The organism is Cohnella thermotolerans DSM 17683 (assembly GCF_000429825.1).
GTDB classification, from domain to species: Bacteria; Bacillota; Bacilli; order Paenibacillales; family Paenibacillaceae; genus Cohnella; species Cohnella thermotolerans.
Map to the genome: position 1 here is coordinate 1 of NZ_AUCP01000058.1, position 14,556 is coordinate 14,556.

Sequence of the window (14,556 nt, forward strand, 5' to 3'; positions counted from 1 at the left end):
ATACGTCGTGCCATCGGCCATAAAAATGATGGCGAGCGCGCGCCGCGGCTTATCCGTCCGATTCGCATGCGCATAGTGGAAGGTAAGTCCGTCGTGGAACGTGCAGCTGCCCGCTTTCATTCGTACGATGACAGCCGTATTGCGGTCAACCTCCGAAGCGCCGGAATCCGAAAAAATATCGTGGGGACTCACCAGATCGACGTGCTTCAAATTTTTGATTTTTGGCGTTTTCGGCACGAACATCGAGCACGCCTTGCACAGACGAGCGAATCGGTCATCACGCTGCAACTGCTGGTGATGAACCTGGAACGCAGGCTGCGCGTTCTTTTTTGCCTCATTTTCACCTTCTTATTCCGCCGTCGCCCTGCCCCGATTTACTATTGAAATCGTTCAGCAAACCCTAAATACACAGCAGGTTACCCACAACATTTAAAAGGCCGAAATTCACCTTGAAGGTTGATTTTTCGCCCTTGTTTTCGAATAGATTTTTTACGACCCGTTTGTTGACTTCATGTTGATTCCGAAGCAAAAAAATACAGAGCCGCGGAGGTAAACCCTCTGTTGCTCTGTATTTTGCTTTTCATACTATTAAACGCCTCTTTGTTCTTCTTCGTCGCCTGTGGCAATCGGATTCCCCTCATACGAGATCCAATCGCTCCAGCTGCCTGCGTACAGCTTCACCTTCTCGAACCCGGCCTCGCTCAGGGCGAGCACGTTCGGCGTGGCGGTGACGCCGGAGCCGCAATAGACGACGATCTCCCGGTCGCGCGGCAGATCGGCGAAATGCTCAGCGATGGCGTCCGCCGGCTTGAACCGTCCCTGCTCGTCCAGCACACCCTTCCAGAACTTGTTCCGCGCTCCAGGGATGTGGCCCGCCTTCTTGTCCATCGTCTCCGCCTCTCCACGATAACGCGATGGATCGCGGGAGTCGACAAGCACGAAGCGATCGGTGCCGAGCGCCTCGCGCACGTCGTCCATCTCGGCAAGCATCTTGTGCTGCACCGTCGCGAGGAAGGACGCCGGAACGATTACCTTCTGCTCCGCGTTCACCGGGAACCCTTCGCGCTTCCAGGCCGAGAAGCCTTCGTCCATGACGAAGACTTGCTCGTGGCCCAAGTACCGGAGCAGCCACCACAGGCGGGAAGCCATCGCCCCGCCCTGGTCGTCGTATGCGACGACGCGGGAATCATTGCCGATGCCGGCGCGGCCCAGCCGTTCAGCCAGCTCCGCGGCGTCCGGCAGCGGATGGCGACCGCCGTGCTCGCCGACGGGAGCGGACAGGTCCCGCTCCAGGTCGAGGTACACCGCGCCCGGAATATGCGACTCCTCGTAAGCTCTTCTTCCCGCTTCGGGTTGGCCGAGCGTGAAGCGGCAATCGACGATGACCAGATCCGGTTCGTACAAGCGGGCCAGCACCCATTTCATAGACACCACGTGCTTCATTCTATCCATCTCCTTCGTGTTAGATTCGATTCGAAGCTGCAACCGGCTTGCCCGTTCGATTCGACAAAACCACAGCCGCGGCCATCGTCAGAAGCATCAGCGCCGCGACGAGGGTGAACAGCCAGCGGGTCGCGGACACATCGTAGTGGTCGAGGGACCAGCCGGCCACTTTGGGCACGATGGCTCCTCCGAGCAGACCGCAAGCGATGAGCGTGCTGGTGGTCCGCTCCGTCATGCCGGGCACGGCCCGGTTCGTAAACACAAGCGCAATGGCGAACATCCCGGACAGGAACAATCCCGCGAAGAAAGTCAGCACGAAGATCGCCGTCGCCCCGCCGGTCAAGCTCATGAGCAGGAAGACGACCAACGCCGCCAGACAGGTTCCCAGCAGGTAGGACGCCCCTCCGAGACGGTCGGCGACGTTCCCCGCCACCAAGCGTCCGAGCGTCATCGCCCCCCAGAAAATGCTGAGCGCCAGCGTCGCCGTCGCCTCGGACAGATCGTCCGACTGAACGAGCATCGAAGGCAAGTAGTGGACGAAGCTCATCTCCATGCCGACGTAAACGACGAAGAACAAGGCGCATACGAGCATGACGGCTCTGTACCTCCCGGCGCTCGAACGGGGCAGGGACGCGGCGCCCGCCTCCTCGCTCTCTCCGGCTTTCCCGCTGCCGATCGAGGCCGGCAATAGCTTCAGCCACAGCCCGAACGTGACGATCGCGAGCAGTGCGACGACGCCGAACGCCATCCGCCACTGCCCGATCTCGATCAGCGCCGCTCCCGCGAACGGAATAATGAGCGCCCCGATGCCGAAGAACGTCTCCACGCGGCTCATCGCCACGTTGGCCCGCTCCCCTGTTCCCGCGATAATCAGCGAGCCGACGAGCGTCTCGATCATGCCGAAGCCGAAGCCCGTAATCGGCGCGATGATCAGCATGACGCCCCACGGCGGGAGCGACGCATAAGCGAACTCCGCTGCCGCCATCATAGCGAAGCCGAAGAGCAGGAGCGTCTTGCGCCCGAACCTTCGCATAAGCCAGGGTGCGCACAACGTGCCGAGCAGCCCGCCGAGGAACTGATTCATCACCAGCTGCCCCCCGTCGCCGTATTGAATCCCGTAAGCGTGCACCATCGGCTCCATCACCGCGCCCACGACCAACTGGCCAAGCCCGATTGTCAAATATGCCATGCAACCCAAAAAAATAAGCCTGGACATCGGCCCGACCTTCCCTTCCTTTCAGAACACCAACCCAATCGTCAATTAGAAATACCGTCCTATTATACCATGAACCCCGGTCTGTGTTATTGTTGGAGAAGAGAATGGTTCCCGCGCCGGGGAAAAAAGAAAGGGGGATTCCGGAAGCGATGCCGCCGGAATTTCGGATTGGCCCCATGTCCGAAGCGGACGGGGCGGAGATTTGCACATGGCGGTATCCCCCGCCATACGACTTGTACCGATGGCCTTCATGGGAGCGGATGAAAGCCGAAGAACGGGAATTCGGCGACCCGGCCATCCGGGAACGCCAATATGCCTCCGTGCGCGACGGCGACGGGAGGCTGATCGGGTACGCTCAATTTTTCCCGATGGTCGGGGTCGTCCGTCTCGGCCTGGGGCTCAGGCCCGACTGCTGCGGCCGGGGCTGGGGAGCGGCCTTCGCGGCTGCGATTGCCGAGGAAGCCGCCCGCCGGGCGCCGAATGCCGAGATCGATCTGGAAGTGGAGACGTGGAACGTCCGGGCGATCCGCGCCTACGAGAAGGCCGGCTTCGTCGCCTCCGATCGCTACGAACGCCAAGCGTCCCACGGCCGCGTGTCGATTCTGTGCATGGTTTATCCGCCTGCCGGACGGTAACCGCGGCTCATCTTCCAAACTGATCACCCTGCGCGTAGGGAACGTTCAAATCGAGATTGTATAGGCTTGCCTGCAAATGAAGAAGAGGCGCCCCGAAGACCCCTCTTCCGCTCATCTATTGCCTGCGTCAATCGAACAAGTCGCCGAACAGATCCATAACGCTTCTCTTCTTCTTGTGCTTGTGTCCATAGTAAGAGTCGTGCGACTTATGCTGGGGAGGATACGGCGCATGGGACCGATGGCGATCGTCATCGTCGTCGTAATACCAGCGATTGTAATCGTCCCTGACTTCGCGCACTTCCGCCATCAGCTTGTCCAGCTCCCCGCGATCCAGCCAGACGCCCTTGCAGCTCGGGCAGATGTCGATCAGAACGCCGTTCTTCTCCACTTCCCGCATTCTCGAATCGTGACATACCGGACAATTCATGCGTTTCCAGCCTCCTTATCCTTATTATGCTTATTTACGGCCGGAACTATGGATGGTTTCGGGGCAAAAGTCACGCTAAGGCACAAGACGGTCGTACGCTTCCGCCGAAGCCAGATCCAGAGCCGTCAACCCACCCGCGTGCCAAGTCGTGAGCCGCAGCGTCACCTTCCGGTAATCGATAGCGATAAAAGGGTGATGATTGTGCGCCTCCGCCAGCTCGGCCACCCGGTTCACGAACCGGATCGCGTCCGGGAAGGCGGGGAACAGATACTTTTTGACGATGAACTTGCCTTCTTCCACCGACCACCCGTCCAACGCCATCAGCCCCTGCGCCAACTGTTCCTCCGTCAACCGATTGCGTGCATCCATCCGCTTCTCCCTCCATGCCCCGATGGGCATTTTTGTGAAATTGCTCTCCTTATCTCTAAACCTTTCGCTCCATCGTGTCGATAATCCTATTAAAGTGTCGGTTACGAGAACCTGTTCAGCCACGCCAAATTATTACTCGACAAGCTGGGGTGTACGAATGAAGAATTCAACGATTTTCGGGCTTATATTGGGATTTGTCGCCCTGCTGCTGGGGATGGTCCTGAAGGGTGCTCCGCTCGGCGCGCTCATTACCAACCCGGCTGCCTACGTCATTATTCTGGGCGGTACCGCCGCTTCCGTGTTCATGGCCTTCCCCATGAAGGAGCTGGCCAAGGTTCCGAAGTTGCTCAAAATTATTTTCGTCGAACAGAAGCTGATCTCCAAGCCGGAAGTCATCCGCATGTTTATGGAATGGGCTTCGATTACCCGCCGCGAAGGCCTGCTCGCTCTGGAGGCGAGAGTCGAAGAGATCGAGGACCAATTCTTGAAGAACGGTATGCGCATGATCATCGACGGCAACGACCAGGAGTTCGTGCGGGACGTGCTGCTCGAGGATATCGCGGCAACCGAGGAACGGCACAAGGCCGGCGCGATGATTTTCTCCCAGGCCGGGATGTACGCTCCGACGCTCGGGGTGCTCGGCGCCGTTATCGGCCTGATCGCAGCGCTCGGCAATCTCGCCGAGATGGAGAAGCTCGCCCATGCCGTGGCGGCCGCGTTCGTCGCGACGCTGCTCGGGATTTTCACCGGGTACGTGCTCTGGCATCCGATCTCCAACAAGCTGAAGCGCCTGTCCAAGCGCGAAGTCGAGCTCCGGCTCATGATGGTCGAAGGGTTGCTGTCGATCCAATCCGGCGTCTCCACGACGGCCATTCAGCAGAAGCTCGCGGTATTCCTCACGCCTACGGAGCGTCTGGCGTTGGCGGAGAAGGAGGAGAGCGAACGTGAGCAAAAAGCATCGGCGTGAGGAACACGAGGAGCATGCGGACGAATCGTGGCTGCTGCCGTATTCCGACTTGATGACGCTTCTGCTCGCCCTGTTCATCGTCTTGTACGCGGCGAGCTCGGTTAACGTCTCCAAGCTTGAAGCGATGAGCAACGCGTTCAAGAGCGCCTTCACGTCCGGCATCGGCATTCTGGACAAGTCGGCTCTTATAGAGAGTCAAGACGAGCTCGACAAGCGCCAGAAGCAGAAGCACGAAGAGACCGACATGAAGACGCAGAAGGAGAAGCTGGCGCAGCAAGAGCAGGAGAACCTGGAGAAGCTGAAGAAGGAACTGGACACCTATATCAAAAAGAACGGCTTGGTCACCCAGCTTCAGACGCAGCTCAACCAGTCCCAGCTCATGATTACGATTCGCGACAACGCCCTGTTCTCCTCCGGCAGCGCCGACGTGAAGCCGGAAGCGCAGAAGCTGGCCGTCGCGATCGGGCGGATGCTCCAGAACTACCCGGATTACGAGGTCATCGTATCGGGGCATACGGACAACGAGCCGATCAACACGTACCAATTCGCCTCCAACTGGGAGCTCAGCTCCAAGCGGGCGATCAACTTCATGAAGATTCTTCTGCAGAACCCGGCGTTCGATCCGAAGAATTTCAGCGCCATCGGCTACGGCGAGTACCGTCCGGTGGACACGAACGCCACCGAAGCCGGCCGCGCCAAGAACCGCCGCGTCGAAGTCTCGATCCTTCGCAAGTATACGGATACGGACACGACGAACACGGTTCTGAACGCGATCGCGAACGACGGCAAGGACGGCCAAAAAGCGTCGCCTTGAGCATGATTGGCGGTCCGCCCTCCGGGCGGGCCTTTTTGCGTTTGTTGGACGAGGTGCGAAGTCCCGCGAATCGGCCTAAGACGGCGGCGGCTAACAGGCACGCGGTTGCCGGCGAGCGTCCGGCGGTGCGCCACCGCCAGGCGCGTCACTGCCGGGTACACCACCGCCAGATGCGTCACTGGCAGATGCGCCACTGGCAGATGCGCCACTGGCAAAGTGTATGCCCCTTGGCGTTTGACGTTCGGCGAGTTCCCCCGCTTGCCTACTAGCTTCCGGCTGGCTCGCTGTGCCTCCGGCGCTCAACGCTTGGCGTCACGCTCTCCCCGCTTGCCGATGCCGTTCCGCGCGGCTCCTTTCTTGCTCCGACCATTCCAGCAAATTGCGCCAGATGGCCGCGATATCCTGTCCGTAATTCGTGCCGGGATAAGACCATTTCCCGTTCAAGTCTTCCCAATGCGGCGCCTTCCCCCTCCATCCCTTCCGCTCGATCCATTGCAGACGCGGCGCCGACAGCCCGGCGGCTTCGGGCAACGGGCCAGCAACGGCGAAGCCGTACAGCAATTGGAGATGCATCTCGACGAACGCGTCGGAGAACAGCTCGTCTCTTCCTTGCAGCCCCCACAGATCCGTCATCCGCGCCTCCCCGATCGGCCTCACCCTTCCCGCCGCCAACGCCCTCGTCTCGTACAGCGCCTGGCAGAAGGCGATGTCCCCGCGGATGCCGTACCGTTCGCCCAGCCGGAAATACGCATAGGCGAAGCTCTCCGGGACAGGCTGCCGCCGCCGTTCCGCGAACTTCGCCAGCTCCGCGGCCGTGCACCGGGACGGGCCCCGAATAGGCGATTTGCCCGACGGCTCGGTGCCCGGCCGCTCCCGAAACAGGCTTGTTACGCTCTGGACCATGCCGCTCCCTCCATATGGCCTCAGCTCAGGTTCCGGTTCCCGCCGCCCCAAGCTGTCCACATCCGTTTCCCTACCACTATATTCGTGCGACGGGGTACTTTTGAACTTTAATTCCGCTCTGTTACAATAATGAAAATCGCCGCATCGTTATTGACATCCGATTTGTGCATAACTTCTGGATAACGTGAACAAATAAGAAATCGGCCCCTAAAACGGCCTGTTTTTTGGGATTGGCGGCAAGTTATACCCACAGCTTATAATAAAATGTGCACAACTTCGTGGATAACCGCGGAATTATCAACAGAATTGTGCACAGCATGTTAACAACGAATGCACGTTCGCGGGAAAAGAAAGGGGAACCTGTCGTGTCAGAAGACGAGAAGTGGATGGAAGAAGCCATTCGTCAAGCCAAGCTTGCCGAGCAGATCGGCGAGGTGCCGATCGGAGCGGTCATCGTCCGCGATGGGGCCGTCGTCGGCTCCGGGTACAACGTTCGGGAGACGACGCACGATCCGACCGCCCATGCGGAGATGGTCGCGATTCGCCAAGCCAGCGAGAAGTTCGGCGCTTGGCGGCTTCTGGGCTGCACTTTATATGTAACGCTAGAGCCTTGTCCGATGTGCGCCGGCGCTATTCTTCAGTCGCGGATCGAACGGGTCGTCTACGGGACGAGCGATCCGAAAGCGGGCTGCGCGGGGACGCTGATGGACTTGCTGCAGGACAACCGGTTCAATCACGTAACCGATTGGACGTCAGGGGTGCTCCAGGAGCAATGTGCTTCTCTCTTGACGGATTTCTTCCGTCGGCTGCGAGTCCGTAAATAAGGCTGCGGTCTTAGGCTTCTTGCTCGTTTTACGTTTGTCGTGTTCGTACATTTGCTCCTTCAGCAATTGTACGATCAGTCGGTCCGCTTCTTCGCTGACTGCCACAATTTCGGGATCGGTCAGATTGCCCAATTCTTTCGCCATGTCGGATAGCCGGTTCTGCAACAGCTTCAGGCGATGGATGAGTTGGTTGGTGTCCATTAGGTATCCTGGCCGCTCCTTTCCCGTGAGGTATCGTCAAAGACCGATAGCATCCGTAATTTCTTCCATTATAGGCTAAAATCATCAACCGCGATGTAGAACAGTGTCGATGTATTTGGGTTAATTTCCACCATTTTATGACATTAGTAGTCCATATGAACTAATACCTGAGGATTAATCTGTCGAATTTAATCTCTTTGGCAAAGGAGTCGACCGGATGACGCCGCATCTATTGCTCGTCGAAGACGATGAAGCTTTGCATCGCGGAATCGAATTCACGCTGCGCCAGGAAGGCTTCGAAGTGACCGGAGCGCGCCTGATCGCCGAGGCCGAAGCCGCCGTGGCCGCCCGGACGTTCGACCTGATCGTGCTGGACGTCCAGCTGCCGGACGGCAACGGGTTCGACTTCTGCACCCGCCTGCGCCGGACATCGGATACGCCGATCGTGTTCCTGACCGCCAGCGACAGCGAGATCGACATCGTACGGGGGCTGGACCTTGGCGGCGACGACTACATTACGAAGCCGTTCCGTCTGCGCGAGTTCCTGTCCCGCATTCAGGCGGTGCTGCGGCGGCGTCTGGCCGCCCGCCCCGCCTCCGGCGATTCGACTATCCTCGAATCGGACGGCCTCGTGCTCCACACAGCGGAGATGCGCCTTACGAAGCATGGCCGTGAAATCCCGCTCAGCGTCACGGAATTCCGGCTGCTCGCTCTGCTCATGAGCCATCCGCGGGCCGTGCTCTCCAAGGATCAGATCGTCCAGCATCTGTGGCAGGACGGCGGCGACTATTTGGACGACAACACGGTCGCCGTCAACATCCGCCGGCTGCGCGAGAAGATCGAGGATCAACCGAACGATCCGCAGAAAATCACGACCGTACGAGGAGCCGGTTACCGATGGAACGGATAAACGAGGACAGGCTGCGCGCGGCCCGGCTGTGGCGCAATCCCGGCATTCGCCGGCTCGCGGTTCTCTGCCTGCTCGCCCTGCTGGCCGCGCCGATTCTCTCCTGGGCGTTCGTCGCCTTCGAGACAAGCCGGCTCAAGCAGGATTGGCTGGACCGCGATGCCGCGCTGATCGGACAGCTAGCCTCCGCTCATCCCGAGCTGGCCGCCGAGCTGCCCTACCTCTTCGCCTCCGGAGACCGGAAGCCCGATCCGGAGACGGTGCGGCAGGGAAAGGAACTGGCGGCCAAGTACGGGATGGACGCGACGCTGGACAGCTCGCTGCTGCCGGTCGTCTCGGCGTTTCGGTCCCATGCGGCGATGCTTCTCGCCGGGGGCGCCGCGCTTGGGCTCGCCGCCTTCTCGGTTCTGATCTTCCGCGAGTTCAACAAGCCTCTCCGGGACATTCGCAGGCTGGCGGCTTCGCTGGAGAAGGCGGTCAAAAACAACGAGCGGATGGACTACCGGATCTATGGCGAAGGAGATCTGGGCTTGCTCGCGCACGGAGTGCAGGAGTTGTCCCTCCGTCTGCAGGAGACGATCGCTCAATTGCATCGTGACAAAGAGTTCCTCAAGGAGACGATCGCCGACATCTCCCACCAGTTGAAAACTCCGTTAGCCTCGCTCGCCATCTATATCGAGCTGCTGCAGGACAAGCGGACGAAGCCCGCCGACGCCCGGGAATTTCTCGAGACGTGCCGCCGCGAGCTGGAGCGAATGGAGTGGCTTACGCTCACGCTGCTCAAGATCGCCCGCCTGGAAGCGGAGGCGCTCGAGCTGCAGCCGGTCGTATCGCCCCTGGCCGATACCGTCGAACAGGCCGTCGAGCCGGTTCGCAAGCTGGCGGAACAGAAGGGCGTGCGCATCCTCTTCGAGGAACGGGAACGGATCGAGTTCCTCCATGATCCCCGGTGGCTGGCGGAAGCGATCGGCAATCTGGTCAAGAACGCCGTCGAGCATAGCCCTCCGGGCGCCGCCGTAACGATCCGCTCCGAGCAGACGCCCGTCTTCGTCCGCCTGACGGTCCGCGATGAAGGCGCCGGGATCGCGGAGCGGGATTTGCCCCATATTTTCAAAAAGTTTTACCGGGCCTCCTCCGGGGGCGGCGGAGTCGGACTCGGTCTGCCGCTCGCCAAATCGATCGTGGAACGCCATGATGGCGTCCTATCGGCCGTACGCAACGACACCGGGGGAACGACGTTCACCGTCGCGATTCCGTACCGCCACCTTACAAATCTGTAAGCTTCGGTTCCGGCCCCTGTAAGGTTGCTGCGATATACTTGGCCTCATCATACAGGGGAAGGATGAACGAACGATGAATGTAATCGAAGCCTCCGGCTTGTGCAAGCGATACGGCAAGGACAGCACGATGGTCGAGGCCCTTAAAAACGTAAGCTTCGGCATCTCGCAAGGCGAGTTCGTCGCCATCGTCGGTTCGAGCGGTTCCGGCAAAAGCACGCTGCTGCACTTGCTCGGAGGGCTCGACCGTCCCTCTTCCGGCACGGTGCGTATCGACGGAGAGGACCTGTACGCGCTGAAGGAACAGGAACGAGCCGTGTTCCGCCGGCGGAAGATCGGGTTCATTTTCCAATCGTATAACTTGATTCCCGTGCTGAACGTGGAGGAGAACATTCAACTCCCGCTGCTGCTCGACCACCGTCAGCCCGACAAAGCTTACATTAACGACCTGATCGAAACGCTCGGTCTGAGCGAACGGCGCAAGCACCTGCCTTCGGAACTGTCGGGCGGCCAGCAGCAGCGCGTCGCCATCGGACGGGCGCTCGCCTACCGGCCCGCCATCGTGCTGGCGGACGAACCGACGGGGAACCTGGACAGCGCCAACGGGCGCGAGGTGCTCGAGCTGCTCAAGTTGGCGGTGCGGCAGTATCACCAGACGGTCGTCGTCATCTCCCACGACATGAACGTCGCCGCCGAAGCCGACCGCGTCTTGCGCCTGCAGGATGGAAGGCTGATCTCCGATTCGCGCGGGGGGAACGGCGCATGAAGAGCTACGGCGCGCTCTCCGGACGCTATTTGAAGCAGCAGCGCAAGCGCTCGATTCTGACCGTCATCGGCATCATCCTCTCGGTTGCGCTCATCAGCGCGATCGGCACGATGGGGCAGAGCATGAAGGACAATATGCTCCGGCAAGCGATCTATGAGCAGGGCTCCTATCATTTCGCTTATCCGTCCGGGAACAAGAAGCTGTATGACGAGCTGAAGAACAACGTTCTGGTGAATCGGATCGGGGTGGTCAAGGAAGGACCGCAGACGGAGCTGCAGGATTCGTTCAAGCTGACGCTGGTCGAAGCGAACGCGGACTTGTTCGATTTGGCGCCGCTGCATCTTCAGGAAGGCCGCTGGCCGCAAAAGCCGGACGAAGCGGTCGTCGAGCAATGGATGCTCGCCCGCCTTCCGGGTGCGCCCAAAGTCGGCGGGAAAGCGGAACTTGTCGGCCCGGACGGAAATAAACGCTCGTATACGATCAGCGGCGTATTGGTCAATACGCGTTCCGGACAGCAAAAGGCCGAGTCGAACGCCTATACGCTTATGGATGAGAACGCCCTGTCATCCGGCAAGCTCATGCTGTTCGTTACGTTGAAGCCCGGCGTCGACATCAGCTCTCATCTCGAGGCTTTCGCTAAGTTGGGCGATCCGTTCGCGCCGAACAATCAGGTACTCGCCTACATGGGCGAATCCTCCGACGACAACTTCAACAAAGCGCTGGCCATTATTTTCGGAACGCTGATCGGACTGGTTGTGCTGTCGACGGCCGCGGTCATTTATAACATTTTCCACATCTCGGTGTTGGAGCGCATTCGCCAGTTCGGCCTGCTCCGCACCTTGGGAGCCACGCCCTCGCAAATTCGCGGGCTGGTGTTCCGCGAAGCGACGACGCTCGCGGCCATCGGCATTCCGCTCGGACTGGCGTGCGGGTGGGGGGCGCTATGGCTCGTCATTCGGCTGATGCTGTCCGCCGGGTTCAGCATTCTGCAGATGGACGACTTCCAACTGACCTGGCACAACTGGATCATGGGCGGAAGCGTACTGGTGGGGCTGCTCTCGGTGTATCTGGCCGCCTGGCTGCCGGCCCGCAAAGCCTCGAGCGTCTCGCCGGTCGAAGCGGTCAGAGGCGCCGGCAGCATCGTGCGCGAGTCTTTCCGCCGCAGCAGGCTGCCCTCTCCGCTGCAAGCCTTCGGCGTGGGCGGCAAGATGGCGTCCAAGAACATCCGCCGCAATCGGAGCAAGTACCGGATCACGACGTTCTCGATCATCATCAGCGTGACGTTGTTTATCGTGTTCCACTATTTTACCCAGGAGTCGCTGAACTTGACGGTGGATTCCAACGAGGAGAACCGGATCGCTTTCTCGGTTTACAAAAACTACTCGTCCTCGGACGATAACGGCGAAGCGGCCCGCGATTTCATCCCGAAGGAGCAGATCGAGCGGATCGCGGCCCTGCCCGGCGTGCGCGGAGTATATGGCAACTACAGCTCTCTAGTTGGCAACCTCTGGATTCCGGCGAATCGGGTAAATCCGCAATTCCTGGCCGTATCGGGACTGCAGATGGAGACGAAGGCCAAAGACGGGGCCGATTACCGGATCGGGCCCGCCTACATTCGCAAGTACGACGAAGCCCGGCTCCAAGAAGCGGCTTCCTACCTGATCGCGGGCACGGCCGATCCGCAGAAGCTGGAGGCGCAGAACGCGGTGCTCATCGTCACGGCGGTCAAGCCGCAAGATCCGAAGACCGGCAAGCGGACGCTGCTGAACATGGCGGATTACAAGGTCGGAGACAAGCTGTTGATCGACTGGTCGGCCATGGCGAGCGATCCGGATCAGGCAAGCAAGCCGATCTACGCCGAAGTAACGGTTGGCGGCATTCTGTCGCAATCGCCGTTCGGAACGGCGTACCAGGATGGGGTCCTGACCGTCATGGCGCCGATCCCCGTGTTCGACAAGCTGGTTAAGGCCGTACCGGGCGAGACAGGCGCAAGCCTGGGAATGGAAGGCATCGACGTCGCCTTGGAGGACGGAGCGGACGCCGAAGCGATTCGGCAGGCGCTGCAAGCGCTCGTCGACTCGCTGCCGAACGCGCGTCTCGTAGACATCGCGGCGCAGCAGAAGCAGGAACGCCAATTCAATTTGCAGATGCAAATCTTCGTGTACGGCTTCCTGACCGTCATCGGGGTGATCGGCAGCCTCAACATCATCAACACGGTGCAGACGAACCTGCTGCTGCGGCGCCGGGAATTCGGGCTGCTGCAGGCGGTTGGCATGACGATGGGCCAGCTCAAACGCATGGCTTCGCTCGAGGGCATCTGGTTCGGCGTGCTCGGGAGCTTCTGGGGTCTCGTCTTCGGCATCGGTCTCAGCTACTTCCTGTTCGTCGAGCTGAGCGGCATCCAGGGCATGCCCTTCCGGTTCCCGTGGGGAGGCGCGCTGATCGCCTGCGGCGCCGCGCTGGCCGTCGGCCTGCTGTCGGTGCAAGGCCCGATGCGGCGAATGTCCAAGCTGAATCTGATCGAATCGTTGCGGGAAGAGACGTAAAAAAAGGCCGGCCGGCGATCAGTCGTCGCGCTTGGCCGGTCCGCAGGAATCCCTCCAGATCCACTCGGTGGGAAGGATGATTTGCTTGGAGGGGATGTCGGCGCCGGTGATCAGGTCGTCAAGCAGCGCGACCGCCCGGTAGCCCATCGCCTCCATGTCCTGGCGGATCGTCGTCAGGGCTGGACGGACGCTGCGCGCCGCCTCGACATCGTCGAAGCCGACGACGGAGAGGTCTTCCGGCACGGACAGCCCGTATTCGGCCGCCGCCTCCATCGCCCCGACGGCGCTTACGTCCGAGCAGCAGATGACGGCCGTCGGCCGGACGGGCAGCTCCAGCAGCTTTGTCATAGCTGCGTAACCGCTCTCGCGAGTGAAGTCGCCGATCACCGTGTATTCGGGCAAGCACGGCAATCCATGTTCGGCCATGCCTTCGCGGAAGCCTTCATACCGCATCTTGCCTGCATAGGAGCCGGGAATGCCCGAGATAAAAGCGATCCTGCGGTGGTTCAGCAAGGCCAGACGCCGAACCGCCGTGCGGATCGCTTGCACGTTGTCGGACGTAATCATCCCGACGCGTTCGCCGGCCATGTCCATGTCGATGAACACGGCGGGCAATCCGGATTCGATCAGCTCGCTGAAATCCATGTCCGTCTCCTGGAAGCCGAAGACGAGCACGCCTTCCACGTTGCGGCTCCGGCAATGCCGGACCAGGCTGTATTCCTGAAGCATGGCGACCTGGGTCAAATAAATCAAATCGTAGCCTCGGGCTTTGAGCGCCTCGTCGATGCCTCCGAGCACGCTGGCGAAGAACGGATGCTTGAGCCCCGTCGTCAGGAACACGCCGAGCGTCATCGAGCGCTGGCCGACGAGCGAACGGGCGGCCGCGTTCGGATGGTACCGCATTTCCTCCGCGACCCGCAGCACCTTCTCGCGCGTCGCCGCGCTCACCGTCGAGTACCCGTTCAGCGCCTTGGATACCGTCGCCACCGACACTCCGGCAGCTCTGGCTATGTCGCGTATGTTCACCGGCATGTGTTCAACCGCCTCGAGTCTGCATTTTTCACATTCGATACGTTAAAAATACCTTTATTCGGGCGGGTTGGCAATCCTCCGGACCGTTCGCTTTTCGTTTCGCACGAATTTTGTTATAATGGTATTCGTTCGCGCGCCCGTAGCTCAGCAGGATAGAGCAACAGTTTCCTAAACTGTGTGTCGTACGTTCGAATCGTATCGGGCGCGCCATTCCATAAACAACCTCATG

At 60.2% G+C, this 14,556-nt stretch carries 16 protein-coding genes and 1 tRNA gene; 9 read left to right on the forward strand and 8 right to left on the reverse strand.

The genetic code is table 11. From position 1 onward, the window contains the following. From G485_RS31490 to G485_RS0112285, 3 genes are all read right to left on the reverse strand, one after another. Nucleotides 1–243, reverse strand: a 243-nt coding sequence (locus G485_RS31490; protein ID WP_027092809.1) for a phytanoyl-CoA dioxygenase family protein, incomplete at its 3' end; no start/stop codon positions are given. A gap of 345 nt (nt 244–588) precedes the next feature. Further along, a complete protein-coding gene (locus G485_RS0112280; RefSeq protein ID WP_027092810.1) occupies nt 589–1,443 on the reverse strand; it encodes a sulfurtransferase in 855 nt (284 codons plus the stop codon). 19 nt (nt 1,444–1,462) lie between these two features. Then, the gene (locus G485_RS0112285) at nt 1,463–2,632 is read right to left on the reverse strand and encodes an MFS transporter (RefSeq protein WP_240489137.1); all 1,170 of its coding nucleotides are present in this window, start codon (nt 2,630–2,632) and stop codon (nt 1,463–1,465) included. 176 nt (nt 2,633–2,808) lie between these two features. Between G485_RS0112285 and G485_RS0112290 the strand changes: the two genes are divergently transcribed. Further along, on the forward strand, nt 2,809–3,294 hold the full coding sequence (locus tag G485_RS0112290; RefSeq protein WP_027092812.1) for a GNAT family N-acetyltransferase: 486 nt from the start codon (nt 2,809–2,811) through the stop codon (nt 3,292–3,294). Nucleotides 3,295–3,421: 127 nt separating this feature from the next. Here the strand turns inward: G485_RS0112290 and G485_RS0112295 are convergent, their stop codons facing one another. Next, the gene (locus G485_RS0112295) at nt 3,422–3,721 is read right to left on the reverse strand and encodes a TFIIB-type zinc ribbon-containing protein (protein ID WP_027092813.1); all 300 of its coding nucleotides are present in this window, start codon (nt 3,719–3,721) and stop codon (nt 3,422–3,424) included. A 75-nt stretch (nt 3,722–3,796) separates the two neighbouring features. Beyond that, on the reverse strand, nt 3,797–4,090 hold the full coding sequence (locus G485_RS0112300) for a 4a-hydroxytetrahydrobiopterin dehydratase (RefSeq protein ID WP_035155985.1): 294 nt from the start codon (nt 4,088–4,090) through the stop codon (nt 3,797–3,799). A gap of 157 nt (nt 4,091–4,247) precedes the next feature. Here G485_RS0112300 and motA point away from each other — a divergent pair, with 157 nt between their 5' ends. Continuing rightward, a complete protein-coding gene (motA, locus tag G485_RS0112305; protein ID WP_027092815.1) occupies nt 4,248–5,057 on the forward strand; it encodes a flagellar motor stator protein MotA in 810 nt (269 codons plus the stop codon). Next, the gene (gene motB, locus G485_RS26235) at nt 5,035–5,871 is read left to right on the forward strand and encodes a flagellar motor protein MotB (RefSeq protein ID WP_035155966.1); all 837 of its coding nucleotides are present in this window, start codon (nt 5,035–5,037) and stop codon (nt 5,869–5,871) included. Before motA ends, motB begins: the two co-directional genes overlap by 23 nt. Nucleotides 5,872–6,183: 312 nt before the next feature. Here motB and G485_RS0112315 read toward each other — a convergent pair whose 3' ends face one another. Continuing rightward, nucleotides 6,184–6,774 carry a hypothetical protein gene (locus G485_RS0112315; RefSeq protein WP_027092816.1) on the reverse strand — a complete coding sequence of 197 codons (591 nt, stop codon included), beginning with the start codon at nt 6,772–6,774 and terminating at the stop codon, nt 6,184–6,186. A gap of 365 nt (nt 6,775–7,139) precedes the next feature. Between G485_RS0112315 and tadA the strand changes: the two genes are divergently transcribed. Beyond that, a complete protein-coding gene (tadA, locus tag G485_RS0112320) occupies nt 7,140–7,598 on the forward strand; it encodes a tRNA adenosine(34) deaminase TadA (protein WP_027092817.1) in 459 nt (152 codons plus the stop codon). Here tadA and G485_RS29050 read toward each other — a convergent pair. Next, nucleotides 7,527–7,799, reverse strand: coding sequence for a Spo0E family sporulation regulatory protein-aspartic acid phosphatase (locus G485_RS29050; RefSeq protein ID WP_084423279.1), 273 nt, complete (start codon nt 7,797–7,799; stop codon nt 7,527–7,529). The genes tadA and G485_RS29050 overlap by 72 nt on opposite strands. A 217-nt stretch (nt 7,800–8,016) precedes the next feature. Between G485_RS29050 and G485_RS0112325 the strand changes: the two genes are divergently transcribed. The 4 genes from G485_RS0112325 to G485_RS0112340 all read left to right on the forward strand — a co-directional run bounded on the left by G485_RS0112325 (nt 8,017) and on the right by G485_RS0112340 (nt 13,295). Further along, the gene (locus G485_RS0112325; protein ID WP_027092818.1) at nt 8,017–8,709 is read left to right on the forward strand and encodes a response regulator transcription factor; all 693 of its coding nucleotides are present in this window, start codon (nt 8,017–8,019) and stop codon (nt 8,707–8,709) included. Then, complete coding sequence (locus tag G485_RS0112330; protein ID WP_027092819.1) at nt 8,697–9,986, forward strand: sensor histidine kinase; 1,290 nt, start codon at nt 8,697–8,699, stop codon at nt 9,984–9,986. Before G485_RS0112325 ends, G485_RS0112330 begins: the two co-directional genes overlap by 13 nt. Nucleotides 9,987–10,059: 73 nt before the next feature. Further along, a complete protein-coding gene (locus tag G485_RS0112335) occupies nt 10,060–10,749 on the forward strand; it encodes an ABC transporter ATP-binding protein (protein ID WP_027092820.1) in 690 nt (229 codons plus the stop codon). Then, nucleotides 10,746–13,295: an ABC transporter permease gene (locus tag G485_RS0112340; RefSeq protein WP_027092821.1), complete on the forward strand. Its 2,550-nt coding sequence runs from the start codon at nt 10,746–10,748 to the stop codon at nt 13,293–13,295. The genes G485_RS0112335 and G485_RS0112340 overlap by 4 nt, the downstream gene beginning before the upstream one ends. An 18-nt stretch (nt 13,296–13,313) precedes the next feature. Here G485_RS0112340 and G485_RS0112345 read toward each other — a convergent pair whose 3' ends face one another. Then, nucleotides 13,314–14,327 (reverse strand): LacI family DNA-binding transcriptional regulator, encoded by a 1,014-nt coding sequence (locus tag G485_RS0112345; protein WP_027092822.1) that lies wholly within the window; start codon nt 14,325–14,327, stop codon nt 13,314–13,316. A 133-nt stretch (nt 14,328–14,460) separates the two neighbouring features. Between G485_RS0112345 and G485_RS0112350 the strand changes: the two genes are divergently transcribed. Continuing rightward, nucleotides 14,461–14,537: transfer RNA gene (locus G485_RS0112350), tRNA-Arg, on the forward strand. Nucleotides 14,538–14,556 lie beyond the last annotated feature (19 nt).

Bases quoted from the DNA above. Each gene is read 5' to 3' on its own strand.
- G485_RS0112280 (WP_027092810.1), bottom strand. From the start codon at position 1,443: ATGAAGCACGTGGTGTCTATGAAATGGGTGCTGGCCCGCTTGTACGAA.
- G485_RS0112285 (WP_240489137.1), bottom strand. From the start codon at position 2,632: ATGGCATATTTGACAATCGGGCTTGGCCAGTTGGTCGTGGGCGCGGTG.
- G485_RS0112290 (WP_027092812.1), top strand. From the start codon at position 2,809: ATGCCGCCGGAATTTCGGATTGGCCCCATGTCCGAAGCGGACGGGGCG.
- G485_RS0112295 (WP_027092813.1), bottom strand. From the start codon at position 3,721: ATGAATTGTCCGGTATGTCACGATTCGAGAATGCGGGAAGTGGAGAAG.
- G485_RS0112300 (WP_035155985.1), bottom strand. From the start codon at position 4,090: ATGGATGCACGCAATCGGTTGACGGAGGAACAGTTGGCGCAGGGGCTG.
- motA (WP_027092815.1), top strand. From the start codon at position 4,248: ATGAAGAATTCAACGATTTTCGGGCTTATATTGGGATTTGTCGCCCTG.
- G485_RS0112315 (WP_027092816.1), bottom strand. From the start codon at position 6,774: ATGGTCCAGAGCGTAACAAGCCTGTTTCGGGAGCGGCCGGGCACCGAG.
- G485_RS29050 (WP_084423279.1), bottom strand. From the start codon at position 7,799: ATGGACACCAACCAACTCATCCATCGCCTGAAGCTGTTGCAGAACCGG.
- G485_RS0112325 (WP_027092818.1), top strand. From the start codon at position 8,017: ATGACGCCGCATCTATTGCTCGTCGAAGACGATGAAGCTTTGCATCGC.
- G485_RS0112330 (WP_027092819.1), top strand. From the start codon at position 8,697: ATGGAACGGATAAACGAGGACAGGCTGCGCGCGGCCCGGCTGTGGCGC.
- G485_RS0112335 (WP_027092820.1), top strand. From the start codon at position 10,060: ATGAATGTAATCGAAGCCTCCGGCTTGTGCAAGCGATACGGCAAGGAC.
- G485_RS0112340 (WP_027092821.1), top strand. From the start codon at position 10,746: ATGAAGAGCTACGGCGCGCTCTCCGGACGCTATTTGAAGCAGCAGCGC.
- G485_RS0112345 (WP_027092822.1), bottom strand. From the start codon at position 14,327: ATGCCGGTGAACATACGCGACATAGCCAGAGCTGCCGGAGTGTCGGTG.